Genomic DNA, 13,320 nt, shown 5'->3' on the forward strand with positions numbered 1-13,320 from the left:
TAGAGTCCGCACGGGAGGGTTGGTCCCAAGGATCATCCCAAGGATCGTCTCATGCCAAAAGTGTTGATCGCCGACGACGAGGATTCGATGCGCCAGCTGGTGGCACGCGCCATCGCCATGGACGGCCACGAAACCGTCACCGCGCAGGACGGCGCCGAGGCGCTGGAGATCCTGACCCGCGAGGACGGCGCGTTCGATCTGTTGCTCACCGATATCCAGATGCCCGTCATGGACGGCATCGCGCTCGCCCTCTCCGCCGCGCGCGACTTTCCGCAATTGACCATTCTCTTGATGACGGGCTTTGCCGACCAGCGCGAGCGCGCCTCGAATTTGAATGCGCTGGTGCATGACGTCGTGACCAAGCCGTTTTCGGTCGCGGATATCCGCACGGCGGTAGCGGATGCGCTGGCGGCGAAGAAGGGGTAGCGGCGACCTAGCCAAGCACTCCGCTGTCATGCCCCGGCTTGCCGCCTTCGCTGAAGCTTCGGCGCGCCTAGCAGCTCCATGGCCTCGGCGTAGCCTTGGCGGAGCCGGGACCGGGGCATCCAGTACGCCGTGACCTCTCGTTTCAACCGCAACCATCTCTGGAATACTGGATCGCCCGATCAAGTCGGGCGATGACAGCGAGATTGTGGTTATGGGTCCCGGCCTTCGCCGGGACGACGTGGGGAGATAGCCGGGCTCAAAAATCCTTCAGCAGCCGCTCGATATAATCGAGCTCGATCTGCGGGCGCGAGGGGTCGCCGAGGCGGCGGCGGAGTTCTTCGAGAATGCGGCGGACGCGCTGGACGTCGATCTCGCCGGGGATCCTGACCGTGTAATCATCGCCATATTCGTGGCCACGCAGCGGACGGCCGAGCGGGTCGGTCTGGTTGCCGCCGCTTTGCTGGCGACCGGCACGGTTGCCGGGACCGTCACCCTGGCCATCGCCGTCACCCTGCTGCATCGCCTCGGCCATCTTCTGCGCACCCTTGCGCATCGCGTCCAGCGCCTTGCCCTGGGAATCGACCGCGCCGTCGGCATTGCCCTCGCCCAGCTTCGAGCCCGCATCACCCATGGCGTTGTCGGCGGAATCGAGCCCGCCATCATCATCACCCTGGTCGGCATCCTGATCGCCGTCCTGACCGGACTGCGCCTGGTCGCCTTGCTGGCCTTCCTGGCCCTTTTGTCCCTTCTGGCCTTTCTGACCCTTCTGCGAGAGGCCGCGCTTGGCCATTTCATCCTGGAGCTTCTTCAAACGATCGCGCAGCGCCTGCTGGTCCTGCTGCAGATCCGACATGGACTGGTCGCCCTGCTGCTGCTTGCCGCGCATACGATCGCGCCGGGAATCCTGGCCCTGCTTGTAGGTCTTGTCGCGCAATTGCTGCTGCTTGCGGATCATGTCGCCGAGCTCGTTGAGCGCCTGCTCCATGTCGCTCTCGCCGGACTGCCCCGGCTGCGCCATCTGGAGGCCCTCCAGCATCTGCTGAAGCTGGTCGAGCAGCTGCTTGGCCGCATCCTTGTCGCCCGAGCGTGACAGCCGCTCCATGCGGTCGATCATGTTCTGCAGGTCCTGCTGGCGCAGGATCTTGGTGTTGGGATCGAGCGGACGCGCGAGCTGCTGGGCATCCTTGTTGTTGCGGAACTGCTCGGCAAGCTGGCGCATGAAATTGTCCAGCGCCGCCCTCAGGTCCTGCGTGAGCTTCTTGATCTCCTCGTCGCTGGCGCCGCGGTCCAGCGCCTGCTTCAGCGCGTCCTGCGCTGCGCGAAGCGCCTTCTCGACATCGGAGATGTTGCCGTCCTCGATCGTCACCGCGAGCGCCCACAGGCTCGCCACCACCTCGCGCAGCGCATCATCGGTGCGCGCCGCCTCGAGCTGGCGGGTGACGCTGTAGAGGCCGAGATATTGCCCGGTCTCCTGCGTGAACAGTTCGGGCGCGATCATCAGCGCATCGAGCGCGGTGTAGACGTCGGAGTTCTTGTTGGCGTCGAGCGCGAGGATGCGGCGCTGCTCGATCAACGCGCGTGCGAGCGGCTTGGTGAAGAGACGCTCGGGCAGGCGCATGTTGAACGGCTCGCTTCGCGCCTCGTTGCCGGCCTCATCCTTGGCAGTGAGCGTCAGCCTGACATCGGCACCGGCATAGGGATCTTCGCTGAGATCCTTCACGGTCTGGCCGACGCCGTTGCGGGTGCGCGCGTTCGGCAGCACCAGCGGAAACTGCGGCGGCTGGAACAGCGGCCGCGCCGCGGCCTTGGCATCGCCGTCCTTGCTCTCGGTGGGTCGCACGGCAACTTGCGCTTCGGCGCCGGTGACGCCGTAATCGTCCTCGATCTTGTAGACGAGCTGCAGCGCGCCGCGCGCCTGGCGCTCCGGATCCTTGGCGAGCGCGATCGTCGGCGGACGATCCGGCGTCGCTGCAAAGGCCCATTGCGGCTGGCCCGAGGGCGCGCGGACATGCGCGGTGCCGTCGCCGGTGATGGTGAAATGCTTTTCGTTGGTACCCTTGGGCGCAGCTTCCTTGGACTCGGCTTCCTTGAGGCCGCCGGAGACCACCACATCCAGGCTGCCGCCGGACGAGCGCACGATCAGGGTCGAGCCGGCGGGAACGGCGAGCGGGCCGCTTGCTGGCAGCGCGGCCGCCTCCTTGTTGGCGGCCGACAGGATCACCGGCGGCTTTCCGGTGTAGAGCGGCGGGGTGACCCAGGCGTCGACGCGGATATTGGTCGGCGCCAGCACGCCGTTCCAGTCGAACGCCGCCCCTAACCGCATCGCGCGCTCGTCGCCGGCCGCGAAGAAAGTCGCGACCAGCATCACCATCACCAGCGCGCGCAGCGCCCAGGGGTCGTGGATGGCCAGGCGCGGGTGCGGCAGACCGGCACGGATGCGCTTCAGCGAGGCCAGCGTGCGCTCGCGTTGCGCCTGCCACAGCGCGAGTGCAACCGGATCCTGCGAGGTCAGCGTGTCCGTGAGCGTGGTGGCGGGACGATGGCGAATGCCCGAACCGCGGTCGAGCCGGGCGAGCGCCTCTTCGCGGCTCGGCCAGCGAAACCGAATCAGCGGGAACAGGGCGGCAACCGCCAACCCTGCGAAAATGACGAGGCCGATGGCGCGGGCGACGAAGGGCAGCGCCAACCAGAGACCGGCCCAGGACACCACCAGAAACAGGCCGACAACGGTGAGAACACGCGCCAAACCCGGCCAGGCTCGCTCCCACGCGATGGCATAGGTGGACCGCTCAAGGGCCTGCGCCAGCTTCAGCCGCGACAGATCATCGCCATCACGGATCGGGTCTGACGGGTCGGGGGTGACGCCGTTCAATCAACTCTCCAGGTTACCCGGCGGAGTGGAGCGTACCACAACGGCGGCAGTGAGGCATCCGTTCCTGTACGGGAGACACCCCTTTTCCCGCATAACACGAGGACGTGACTGGCGAGGGGCAACCCCGTAATTTCCGCGGCGCCGCCTGAGGGAAACGAAGGAAACGCCAAAGGAAACACCATGGACAAGAAGATGCATGACAAGGGCCTGGAGGTCCGCAAAGCGGTGCTGGGCGAGGCCTATGTCAACAACGCGCTGAAAAACGTCGACGACTTCAACCGTCCGTTCCAGGAGATGCTCAACGAATATTGCTGGGGCACGGTGTGGGGCCGCGAGGAGCTGCCGCGCAAGACCCGCAGCATGCTCAACATTGCGATGATCGCGATCCTCAACCGCCAGCACGAATTCCGCGCGCATCTGAAAGGCGCGCTCACCAACGGCGTCACCCGCGACGAGATCCGCGAGATCCTGATGCAGGTCGCGATCTATGGCGGCATGCCGGCCGCCGTCGACAGCTTCCGCATCGCGCGCGAGGTGTTCGCGGAGATCGATGGGAAGGTGTGAGCGGGCGACAGCATAGAGTGAGGGACGTAATGTCCCTCCTCACCGTCGTCCTGGCAAAAGCCAGGACGACACCGTGGGTGAGCAGCGCTGATCAACAAACAACGAAAAGAAACAAGGAAACACCATGGACATTGGATTCATCGGCCTCGGCAATATGGGCTTCCCGATGGCGCGGCGGTTGATCGAGGCCGGCCACAAGCTCGTCGTGTACGACACGCGCAAGGAGGCGATCGAAAAGCTTGTCGCGCGCGGCGCGACCGCTGCGACCTCGCCGAAGGATGTCGCCGACAAGGTCGAGACCGTGATGGCGAGCCTGCCGTCGCTGAAGGCCTCGCTCGAGGTTGCCACCGGCGCGAACGGCGTGATCGAGGGCAGCCGGGCAAAACGCTTCATCGATCTGTCGACGGTCGGCTCGCAGACGGCTGCGAAGATTCACGGCCTGCTGGCCAGGCGCAACATCGTGCAGATCGACTGCCCCGTCTCCGGCGGCGTCGGCGGCGCCGAGAAGGGCACGCTGGCGGTGATGGTCTCAGGGCCGAAGGCGGAGTTCGAACTGCTCAAGCCTGTTCTCGACGTGATCGGAAAGGTGTTCTTCATCGGCGAGAAGCCGGGCGCGGCGCAGACCATGAAGCTCGCCAACAATTTCCTCTCGGCCACCGCGATCGTGGCGACGTCGGAGGCCGTGGTGATGGGCGTCAAGGCCGGGCTCGATCCCGCCGTGATGATCGACGTCATCAATGCGGGCTCGGGCATGAACACGGCGAGCCGCGACAAGTTTCCGCGCGCGGTGCTGCCGCGCAGCTTCGACTTCGGCTTCGCCACCGGATTGATGGTGAAGGACGTGCGGCTGGCGCTCGAGGAGATGAAGCAGCTCGGCCTGTCGATGGAGGTCGCGGATGCGGTCGGACGTCTCTGGGAGACCGTGATCGCCGCAGAAGGCGCCGAGTCCGATTTCACGGCGGCGATCAAGCCGATCGAGAAGAAGGCGGGCGTGGTGGTGGGCGGAAAGATGGGGGGACTTGCGGGGAAGTAACGCCTCACAACTGCTCCGGTAGCCCGGATGGAGCGTAGCGTAATCCGGGATTGTTGCGGCGGGCGAGAACCCCCGGATTTCGCTTCGCTCCATCCGGGCTACGATCAATTGCTCACAGCCACGGCGCCGGCGTGTCCATCGCAATCAGCTGCTCGACCTCGATGCGCGGGCGGACCACCGCGTATTGATCGCCCTTGACCAGCACCTCCGGCACCAGCGGCCGCGTGTTGTAGGTGCCGGCCTGGACGGCGCCATAGGCGCCCGCGGTCATGATGGCGATGAGGTCGCCCGGCTTCGGCGTCGGCAGCGTGCGGTCGAGCGCGAGATAGTCACCGGTCTCGCAGACCGGACCGACGACGTCGGCCATGATGGTGGGCGCCCCCTTCGCCGGCTGCATCACCGGCAGGATGTCGTGATGCGCCTCATACAGCGTTGGACGGATCAGGTCATTCATCGCGGCGTCGATGATGACGAAGTTCTTGCCGTCGCCGTGCTTCACATAGATCACCTTGGCGACGAGGATGCCGGCATTGCCGACGATCATGCGGCCCGGCTCGAACATCAGCGTGCAGCCGAGATTGTGGCTGACGCGCTTGACCATGGCGGCATAGGCATCCGGCGCCGGCGGCGCCTCGCGATCCATGTAATAGGGAATGCCGAGCCCGCCGCCGAAATCGACGTGGCTGATGTTGTGGCCGTCGGCGCGCAGCGTCTGCACGAATTCGGAAAGAATGCGGAATGCCGTCTCCATCTTGGAGAGGTCGGTAATCTGGCTGCCGATATGAACGTCGGTACCTGTGACCACGATGCCGGGCAGCTTCGCAGCGCGGGCGTAAACTTCGCGCGCATGCACGATCGGAATGCCGAACTTGTTCTCGGACTTGCCGGTCGAGATTTTCGCATGCGTGCCCGCATCGACGTCGGGATTGACGCGCACGGAGATGCGCGCGGTCTTGCCCATCTCGGTTGCAAGGCGCGACAGCAATTCGAGCTCGGGCTCGGATTCGACGTTGAGGCAGAGGATGTCGGCGGCGAGCGCCGCGCGCAGTTCGGTTTCCGTCTTTCCTACTCCGGAGAACACGATCTTGCTGGCGGGAATGCCGGCCGCGAGCGCGCGCTTCAATTCACCGCCGGAGACGACGTCGGCGCCGGCGCCAAGCTTGGCCAGCGTGCGCAGCACCGACTGGTTGGAGTTCGCCTTCATGGCGTAGCAGACCAGCACCTTCTCGCCGGCAAAGGCATCGGCAAAGACGCGATAGTGCCGCTCCAGCGTCGCGGTCGAATAGCAATAAAATGGCGTGCCGACCGTCGCGGCCAGCTCGGACAGGTTCACCGCCTCGGCGTGCAGCACGCCGTTGCGATAGTCGAAATGGTTCATGGCGTTGGCTCAGTTGCCCCGGCTCATTGCTTACCGGGAGGTTCGTCCAGGAGCGGGTCGAGGACAAACGGTTTTTTCCTGCCCCTGGTCGCCGCCGGCGCGGCATCCGCGCCATAGGTCGGATTGAACACGCTCGGCGTCCTCTGGGCCTCGGTCTCGGTGTCGCCAGGCGCGGCGACATTGGCCGTGGACGCGCTGGAGGCGGTCGGCGGCAGGTCGAGCGGGCCCCTTCGGCCGCAGCCGGCGAGCGCGAGCGCCGTCAGGCTAAGGACAATGATGGCCCACCCCGAGCCGGCCGGGCGAAACTTTGACGTCACGACGAAATCCCCAATATGCGGCCGCACCATACAGAGGTTGGCCCCCGCTGGCGAGTGCCGGAAGGCCACGGAAGGCCGGCGAATTTTCGGCCCTCAGCCCAATTTTCGCTCTTTTTCCAGCCGCTTGGCCCAGGCCTTGGCTTGCGAAGTCACGTTCTTCGGCGCGGTGCCGCCGTAGCTGGTGCGGCTCTTGACCGACGATTCGACCGAGAGCACGCCGAGCACGTCCTTGGTAATCCGGGGCTCGATCGCCTGCATCTCCTTCAGCGGCAGCTCATGCAGCGCCACGCCGTCGCTCGCGGCCTTGGCGACGATGCGGCCGGTGACGTGATGGGCCTCGCGGAACGGCATCTTCAGCGTCCGCACCAGCCAGTCGGCGAGATCGGTCGCCGTGGCATAGCCCTCGCCAGCGGCCGCCTTCATCTTGGCCTCGTCAGGCACGAGGTCGCGAACCATGCCGGTCATGGCGCGGATCGCCAGCGACAGCGCGGCAAAGCCTTCCATCGCGCCCTGCTTGTCCTCCTGCATGTCCTTTTGATAGGCGAGCGGCAGGCCTTTCATCACGATCAGAAGGCCGTTGAGGGCCCCGATGACGCGGCCGGTCTTGGCGCGCACCAGCTCAGCGGCATCAGGATTGCGCTTCTGCGGCATGATCGAGGAGCCGGTGGTGAACTTGTCGCTGAGGCGGATCATGCCGACCAGCGGCGAGGTCCAGATCACGATCTCCTCGGCAAAGCGCGACATGTGCACGGCGCAGATCGAGGCCGCCGACAGCGTCTCCAGCACGAAGTCGCGATCGGAGACAGCGTCGAGCGAGTTCGCCATCGGACGATCGAATGCCAGCGCCTTCGCAGTAGCGTGCCGGTCGATCGGGAACGAGGTGCCGGCAAGCGCGGCGGCGCCAAGCGGGGATTCATTGAGCCGTTTGCGCGCATCCTGGAAACGGCCGCGATCGCGCGCAGCCATCTCGACATAGGCGAGCAGGTGATGGCCGAAAGTGACGGGCTGCGCGGTCTGCAGATGGGTGAAACCGGGCATCACGGTTCCGGCATGCTCCAGCGCGCGCGCCACCAGCGCCTGCTGGAACGCAGCAAGCGCCGCATCGGTCTCGTCGACGATGTCGCGGACATAGAGGCGGAAGTCGGTCGCGATCTGGTCGTTGCGCGAGCGCGCGGTGTGCAGGCGGCCGGCCGCGGGGCCGATCAGCTCCGACAGGCGGCTCTCGACATTCATATGGATGTCCTCGAGCGCGCGCTTGAACTCGAAGCCGCCCTTGCCGATCTCTGACAAAATCGTGTCTAGACCCTTGCCGATATTTTTCGCATCAGAGGCCGTGATAATGCCGTTCGCGGCCAACATCGCGGCGTGGGCCTTGGACGCGGCAATGTCCTGGGCGAAGAGGTGACGATCGACGTCGATGGAGACGTTGATCTCTTCCATGATCTCATCGGGACGCTCCGAGAACCGGCCGCCCCACATCTTGTTGCTCATGATTCCCTGCTCACGCCTTGCTTTGCCGCATGTTTGCTGACTGATGCCAGCCGTATTAAGAGGCCCCTGATAGCCATATCTGCGACCGGATGACAAACGATATGCTCGACCAGAAGCCCTCCGCCACGCGCCGGATCCCCATCGTCATCGCCACCGTTGTGGTCGGTGGGCTGGCCGGCTTCGTCGCGCTGTATGGGCTCGGCCTGAACCGGGCTCCGTCAGGCGATCCCGCCTGCAAGCCGGCCGTGGCCAGGGCCCAGAAGCTCGCGCCGCTTGCTCATGGCGAGGTTGCCGCGCTGACCATGGCGAGTGCCCCCCTGAAGCTGCCGGACCTCACTTTTGAGGACGCCGACGGCAAGCCGAGGAAGCTGTCGGATTTCCGCGGCAAGACCGTGCTGGTCAACCTCTGGGCCACCTGGTGCGTGCCCTGCCGGAAAGAGATGCCGGCGCTGGACCAACTCCAGGCCGAGCTGTCGGGCCCTGACTTCGAGGTGGTGGCGATCAATATCGACACCCGCGACCCCGAGAAGCCGAAGAATTTCCTGAAGGATGCCAACCTGACCCGGCTCGGCTATTTCACTGACCAGAAAGCCAAGGTTTTCCAGGACCTTAAGGCGATAGGCCGGGCCCTGGGCATGCCGACCTCGGTGCTGGTCGACCCACAAGGCTGCGAGATCGCGACGATCGCGGGGCCGGCCGAATGGGGGAGCGACGATGCGCTCAAGCTGATCCGGGCCGCGTTAGGTCCGGCTGCCGCATCGCTCTAGGGAAGTTCAGGCTGTGACGTTGAGGTTGCCGCCGACACCGGGGCCGACATTGGCAAGGGATGGCTGACCTGCGCCCAGCAGCGTCAGGACAGTGGATTTCTCCATGTCCATGTTCTGCTTCGTCAGCGTCGCCGCGATGTTCGACTGCAGCGCGCCCTGCTGAGAGGCCAGCATGGTGCTGACCATCGCCATCATGTCCATTACGCAGACCCTCGTACCGGCCGTAACCTAGCCGCGAGGGGTTAATGGGACATGAATTGCCGCAGGTCCCGTAGGGTGGATTAGCCGCAGGCGTAATCCACCTCTTCGGTTTCCGGGGAGACAAACAGTGGTGGATCACGCCGAGCAATTGCGCTTCGCGCAACTGCAGGGCCAATCCACCCTACGGCAGTGCCGCCTTATCTTGTCGGAACCGGCTTGGCGCCGCGGTAGTCGTAAAAGCCGCGTTGGGTCTTGCGGCCGAGCCAGCCGGCCTCGACGTATTTCACCAGTAGCGGGCACGGGCGATACTTGGAGTCGGCAAGGCCCTCATGCAGCACCTGCATGATCGACAGGCAGGTATCGAGACCGATGAAATCGGCAAGCTCCAGCGGGCCCATCGGATGGTGCGCCCCGAGCTTCATCGCCGCGTCGATCGCCTCGACATTGCCGACGCCTTCATACAGCGTGTAGATCGCCTCATTGATCATCGGCAGCAGGATGCGGTTGACGATGAAGGCCGGGAAATCCTCGGAGACAGCGACCTGCTTGCCGAGTTTGGCGACGAATTCCTTGGACGCCTCGAAGGTCGCATCGTCGGTGGCGATGCCGCGGATCAGTTCCACCAGCTCCATCAGCGGCACCGGATTCATGAAGTGAATGCCGATGAAGCGCTCGGGCCGGTCCGTGGCGGCGGCAAGGCGGGTGATCGAGATCGAGGATGTGTCGGAGGCGACGATCGCCTCCGGCTTCAGAATCGCGCAAAGGTCGTGGAAGATCCTGCGCTTGACCTCTTCCTTCTCGACCGCGGTCTCGATCACGAGATCGCAGTCGGCGAGGTCGTCCAGCTTCTCGGCGAGCTTGATGCGCGCCATCGCCTTGGTCTTGTCGTCCTCCGTGACGGCCTTCTTGGAGACCTGCCGCGCCAGATTGCCGTTGATGGTGGCCATACCTGACTTCAGGCGGTCGGCCGAGACGTCGTTGAGCACCACGTCGAAGCCGGCCAGGGCCGCGACATGCGCGATGCCGTTGCCCATTTGACCCGCGCCGATCACGCCGACCTTCTTGATCACTGCCGCCATAATGCCATCCACCGGAACGGCGCGCATATCGCGCCTGCCTATCCCCTGAGCCGGGAGGTCTGATTTGACCAGAAGCCCGATTTAATCAGAACCTTGGCTCGAAACCTAGATTGGATCGCTTCAAAGGCGTGCCCCACGCCAAAGAAAACGCCTCAGAAATGAAACACCGGCCGGAGTTTATACCTCCGGCCGGTGTTTTTATGGGGTTTTACTTGCCGAGCTTGCCGAGTTCGGCGGTCAGCTCCGGAACCGCCTGGTAGAGGTCGGCGACAAGGCCGTAATCAGCCACCTGGAAGATCGGCGCGTCCTCGTCCTTGTTGATCGCGACGATCACCTTGGAGTCCTTCATGCCGGCCAGATGCTGGATGGCACCGGAAATGCCCACCGCGACGTAGAGCTCGGGGGCGACGACCTTGCCGGTCTGGCCGACCTGCCAGTCGTTCGGCGCATAGCCGGCGTCGACCGCCGCGCGCGAGGCACCGACACCGGCCCCTAACTTGTCGGCAAGCGGCTCGATGTACTTGGCGAAGTTCTCGCGGCTCTGCATGGCGCGGCCACCGGAAACGATGATCTTGGCCGAGGTCAGCTCCGGACGGTCGCTTTTGGCAACCTCCTCGCCGACGAAGGTCGACAGGCCGGGATCGGCCGCGGCCGCGACGCTCTCAACCGGCGCGCTGCCACCGGCCGCTGCCGCCGCGAAGGTCGAGGTCCGGACCGTGATGACCTTCTTGGCATCCTTCGACTTCACCGTCTGGATGGCGTTGCCGGCATAGATCGGACGCTCGAAAGTGTCGGGCGCGACCACCTTGATGATCTCCGAGACCTGCATGACGTCGAGCAGAGCTGCGACGCGCGGCATCACGTTCTTGAAGCGCGAGGTCGCAGGCGCGACGATCGCGTCATAGGACGGGGCCAGCGAGACGATCAGTGCGGCCAGTGCCTCGGCGAGATCGTGCGCGTAGGCCTCGCCTTCAGCCACCAGCACCTTGGCGACACCGGCGAGCTTCGAGGCCGCTTCGGCGGCAGCCTTGGTGCCCTGCCCGCCACCGGCGACCAGCACGTGGACGTCGCCGCCGAGCTGAGAGGCCGCGGTCAGCGCCTTGTTGGTGGAGTCCTTGAGGACCTCGTGTTCGTGTTCAGCAATCAACAGCGCAGTCATCAGAGCACCCCGGCTTCGTTCTTGAGCTTCGACACCAGCTCGGCGACGTCCTTCACCTTGACGCCGGCCTTGCGGCCTGCAGGCTCAGCCGTCTTCAGAACTTCGAGGCGCGCAGTGACGTCGACGCCGTAATCGGCGACGGCCTTCTCCGCGATCGGTTTCTTCTTGGCCTTCATGATGTTGGGCAGCGAAGCATAGCGCGGCTCGTTGAGACGCAGATCGGTGGTGACGATCGCCGGTCCCTTGAGCTTGACGGTCTGCAGGCCGCCATCGACTTCGCGGGTGACCTTGAAATCCGAACCTTCGACCTCGAGCTTCGAGGCAAACGTCGCCTGCGCCCAGCCCAGCAGCGCAGCCAGCATCTGGCCGGTCTGATTGCTGTCGTCGTCGATCGCCTGCTTGCCGAGGATGATCAGGCCAGGCTGCTCTTCTTCAGCAACCTTCTTCAGGATCTTGGCGACGGCGAGCGGCTCGACGGTGCCCTCGGCCTTCACCAGGATGCCGCGATCGGCGCCCATCGCAAGACCGGTGCGGATCGTCTCCGATGCCTGCGCCGGCCCGATGGAGACCACCACGACTTCGGTCGCCTTGCCGGCTTCCTTCAGACGCAGCGCTTCCTCGACCGCGATTTCGTCGAAGGGGTTCATCGACATCTTGACGTTGGCGAGTTCAACGCCCGATCCATCACCTTTGACGCGGACCTTGACGTTGTAATCGACCACCCGCTTTACCGGCACTAAGACCTTCATCGATCCTCTTTCACTCAATTTGGGAGGGGGGTATTTCAACTGGCGCGGAACCTAAAGGCCTGATCCGGCCCGGTCAACGCGCGAAGGCCTAATTTTAGTCCCCTGAAATGCTGATCTCAATGGGGTCAGCGACCCCTTGGGGTCAGCGATTCTGGCCCGGAACCCAGAGCACGTCGCCGGCGCCATCATGGTTAGCGGCGCGGCTGGCCACGAACAGGAAGTCCGACAGGCGATTCATATATTGGATGCCAGCGGCGCCTACGGGCTCGCCGGGCTGGGCTGCCAGCTCCACCATCATGCGTTCCGCCCTGCGGCATATCGTGCGCGCGACATGGAGATAGGCGGCGGCCGGCGTGCCGCCCGGCAGCACGAAAGAGGTGAGCGGCGCCAGCTTGTCGTTGAGCGCGTCGATGTCGTGCTCGAGCCGCTCGACCTGACCCGCCACCACCCGCAGCCGCTCCGCTTTGCCGTCCCGTTCGGGCACCGCGAGATCGGCGCCGAGATCGAACAGATCATTCTGGATGCGGCCGAGCATCGCATCGAGCTCCAGTGCATCCCTGGTGTGAAGGCGCGCCACGCCGATTGCGGCATTGGTCTCGTCGACGGTGCCGTATGCTGCGATGCGCCGATCATATTTCGGACGGCGCTCGCCGGTTCCGAGCGCTGTCGTGCCGTCGTCACCGGTCTTCGTATAGATGCGGTTCAGAACAACCATGAGAGTGTCCTTGTTCTTCGGGCATGATCTAATCGGAAAACCGCTTCACTTTTTGCGCAAGCGCGGCCCTTCGGGTCCGGATCATGCCCTATCGCCCTATCGCCCCATCGCCCAGACCGCGACCATGGCAATGACGATCGCGATGAACTGCAGCAGCACGCGCCAGCGCATCAATTTCTGCGACGTGTTGGGCGAGCCGCCGCGCATCATGTTGACGAGGCCGAGCAGCAGCACCACCGCCACGGCGGCCACGGCAATCGGCAGGATGAAAGTACTCAGGAGAGATGCCATTTGGGGGTGATAACACCGTGTGCGGCGCTCCGCCATGGCGTCGCGGCAACCCACCGCCGTCATTCCGGCGCGCGCAGCGCGAGCCCGGAATCCATTGGGCCGCATGACGAGTGGGAAAAAAATGGATTTCCGGGCTCGATGCTTCGCATCGCCCCGGAATGACGACGGGGCGCTTCGCGATCTGGCTTTTCCGCCAATAATATCAGATGGTAGCGAGATGATTTCCGGTCCGAGCCAATTGCCCGGCTTCTCTGCCTCTCCCCGCGCAAGGGGCGAGC

The 13,320-nt window shown here is 64.7% G+C and carries 14 protein-coding genes; 4 read left to right on the forward strand and 10 right to left on the reverse strand.

Annotation, left to right across the window (positions count from 1 at the left end):
* Nucleotides 1-51 precede the first annotated feature (51 nt).
* A complete protein-coding gene (locus tag XH98_RS07930) occupies nt 52-426 on the forward strand; it encodes a response regulator (RefSeq protein ID WP_027530607.1) in 375 nt (124 codons plus the stop codon).
* A 256-nt stretch (nt 427-682) separates the two neighbouring features.
* On the opposite strand, the gene XH98_RS07935 is transcribed toward XH98_RS07930, so the two are convergent.
* Complete coding sequence (locus tag XH98_RS07935) at nt 683-3,298, reverse strand: TIGR02302 family protein (protein WP_271618295.1); 2,616 nt, start codon at nt 3,296-3,298, stop codon at nt 683-685.
* A 180-nt stretch (nt 3,299-3,478) separates the two neighbouring features.
* Between XH98_RS07935 and XH98_RS07940 the strand changes: the two genes are divergently transcribed.
* A complete protein-coding gene (locus tag XH98_RS07940) occupies nt 3,479-3,862 on the forward strand; it encodes a carboxymuconolactone decarboxylase family protein (protein ID WP_271599015.1) in 384 nt (127 codons plus the stop codon).
* A gap of 124 nt (nt 3,863-3,986) precedes the next feature.
* Nucleotides 3,987-4,895 carry an NAD(P)-dependent oxidoreductase gene (locus tag XH98_RS07945; RefSeq protein ID WP_271618296.1) on the forward strand — a complete coding sequence of 303 codons (909 nt, stop codon included), beginning with the start codon at nt 3,987-3,989 and terminating at the stop codon, nt 4,893-4,895.
* A gap of 112 nt (nt 4,896-5,007) precedes the next feature.
* Here XH98_RS07945 and lysA read toward each other — a convergent pair whose 3' ends face one another.
* The 3 genes from lysA to argH form a co-directional block, all read right to left on the reverse strand.
* Nucleotides 5,008-6,273 carry a diaminopimelate decarboxylase gene (gene lysA / locus XH98_RS07950; RefSeq protein WP_271599017.1) on the reverse strand — a complete coding sequence of 422 codons (1,266 nt, stop codon included), beginning with the start codon at nt 6,271-6,273 and terminating at the stop codon, nt 5,008-5,010.
* Between the two features lie 23 nt (nt 6,274-6,296).
* Nucleotides 6,297-6,590 (reverse strand): LPS translocon maturation chaperone LptM, encoded by a 294-nt coding sequence (gene lptM / locus XH98_RS07955; RefSeq protein ID WP_271618297.1) that lies wholly within the window; start codon nt 6,588-6,590, stop codon nt 6,297-6,299.
* 93 nt (nt 6,591-6,683) lie between these two features.
* Nucleotides 6,684-8,081, reverse strand: a complete 1,398-nt coding sequence (argH, locus tag XH98_RS07960) for an argininosuccinate lyase (protein WP_271618298.1) — start codon at nt 8,079-8,081, stop codon at nt 6,684-6,686.
* Between the two features lie 101 nt (nt 8,082-8,182).
* On the opposite strand from argH, the gene tlpA reads away from it, so the two are divergent.
* On the forward strand, nt 8,183-8,848 hold the full coding sequence (gene tlpA / locus XH98_RS07965; protein ID WP_271618559.1) for a thiol:disulfide interchange protein TlpA: 666 nt from the start codon (nt 8,183-8,185) through the stop codon (nt 8,846-8,848).
* A gap of 6 nt (nt 8,849-8,854) precedes the next feature.
* Here tlpA and XH98_RS07970 read toward each other — a convergent pair whose 3' ends face one another.
* From XH98_RS07970 to XH98_RS07995, 6 genes are all read right to left on the reverse strand, one after another.
* Nucleotides 8,855-9,049: a putative motility protein gene (locus tag XH98_RS07970; protein WP_057746679.1), complete on the reverse strand. Its 195-nt coding sequence runs from the start codon at nt 9,047-9,049 to the stop codon at nt 8,855-8,857.
* Between the two features lie 197 nt (nt 9,050-9,246).
* Nucleotides 9,247-10,128 (reverse strand): 3-hydroxybutyryl-CoA dehydrogenase, encoded by an 882-nt coding sequence (locus XH98_RS07975; protein ID WP_271599019.1) that lies wholly within the window; start codon nt 10,126-10,128, stop codon nt 9,247-9,249.
* A 208-nt stretch (nt 10,129-10,336) separates the two neighbouring features.
* Nucleotides 10,337-11,287, reverse strand: coding sequence for an electron transfer flavoprotein subunit alpha/FixB family protein (locus XH98_RS07980; RefSeq protein WP_271599020.1), 951 nt, complete (start codon nt 11,285-11,287; stop codon nt 10,337-10,339).
* Nucleotides 11,287-12,036, reverse strand: a complete 750-nt coding sequence (locus XH98_RS07985; protein WP_271618299.1) for an electron transfer flavoprotein subunit beta/FixA family protein — start codon at nt 12,034-12,036, stop codon at nt 11,287-11,289. Before XH98_RS07985 ends, XH98_RS07980 begins: the two co-directional genes overlap by 1 nt.
* Before the next feature lie 142 nt (nt 12,037-12,178).
* The gene (locus XH98_RS07990; protein WP_271599022.1) at nt 12,179-12,751 is read right to left on the reverse strand and encodes a cob(I)yrinic acid a,c-diamide adenosyltransferase; all 573 of its coding nucleotides are present in this window, start codon (nt 12,749-12,751) and stop codon (nt 12,179-12,181) included.
* Nucleotides 12,752-12,847: 96 nt separating this feature from the next.
* The gene (locus XH98_RS07995) at nt 12,848-13,042 is read right to left on the reverse strand and encodes a twin transmembrane helix small protein (RefSeq protein WP_057746671.1); all 195 of its coding nucleotides are present in this window, start codon (nt 13,040-13,042) and stop codon (nt 12,848-12,850) included.
* Between the last annotated feature and the right edge of the window lie 278 nt (nt 13,043-13,320).

It is taken from the genome of Bradyrhizobium sp. CCBAU 51745, from assembly GCF_028128715.1.
Classification (GTDB): domain Bacteria; phylum Pseudomonadota; class Alphaproteobacteria; order Rhizobiales; family Xanthobacteraceae; genus Bradyrhizobium; species Bradyrhizobium manausense.

Excerpts from the sequence above, each read along its gene's own strand:
- XH98_RS07930 (WP_027530607.1), top strand. The coding sequence starts at position 52 with ATGCCAAAAGTGTTGATCGCCGACGACGAGGATTCGATGCGCCAGCTG.
- XH98_RS07940 (WP_271599015.1), top strand. The coding sequence starts at position 3,479 with ATGGACAAGAAGATGCATGACAAGGGCCTGGAGGTCCGCAAAGCGGTG.
- XH98_RS07945 (WP_271618296.1), top strand. The coding sequence starts at position 3,987 with ATGGACATTGGATTCATCGGCCTCGGCAATATGGGCTTCCCGATGGCG.
- lysA (WP_271599017.1), bottom strand. The coding sequence starts at position 6,273 with ATGAACCATTTCGACTATCGCAACGGCGTGCTGCACGCCGAGGCGGTG.
- argH (WP_271618298.1), bottom strand. The coding sequence starts at position 8,081 with ATGAGCAACAAGATGTGGGGCGGCCGGTTCTCGGAGCGTCCCGATGAG.
- tlpA (WP_271618559.1), top strand. The coding sequence starts at position 8,183 with ATGCTCGACCAGAAGCCCTCCGCCACGCGCCGGATCCCCATCGTCATC.
- XH98_RS07970 (WP_057746679.1), bottom strand. The coding sequence starts at position 9,049 with ATGGACATGATGGCGATGGTCAGCACCATGCTGGCCTCTCAGCAGGGC.
- XH98_RS07975 (WP_271599019.1), bottom strand. The coding sequence starts at position 10,128 with ATGGCGGCAGTGATCAAGAAGGTCGGCGTGATCGGCGCGGGTCAAATG.
- XH98_RS07980 (WP_271599020.1), bottom strand. The coding sequence starts at position 11,287 with ATGACTGCGCTGTTGATTGCTGAACACGAACACGAGGTCCTCAAGGAC.
- XH98_RS07985 (WP_271618299.1), bottom strand. The coding sequence starts at position 12,036 with ATGAAGGTCTTAGTGCCGGTAAAGCGGGTGGTCGATTACAACGTCAAG.
- XH98_RS07990 (WP_271599022.1), bottom strand. The coding sequence starts at position 12,751 with ATGGTTGTTCTGAACCGCATCTATACGAAGACCGGTGACGACGGCACG.
- XH98_RS07995 (WP_057746671.1), bottom strand. The coding sequence starts at position 13,042 with ATGGCATCTCTCCTGAGTACTTTCATCCTGCCGATTGCCGTGGCCGCC.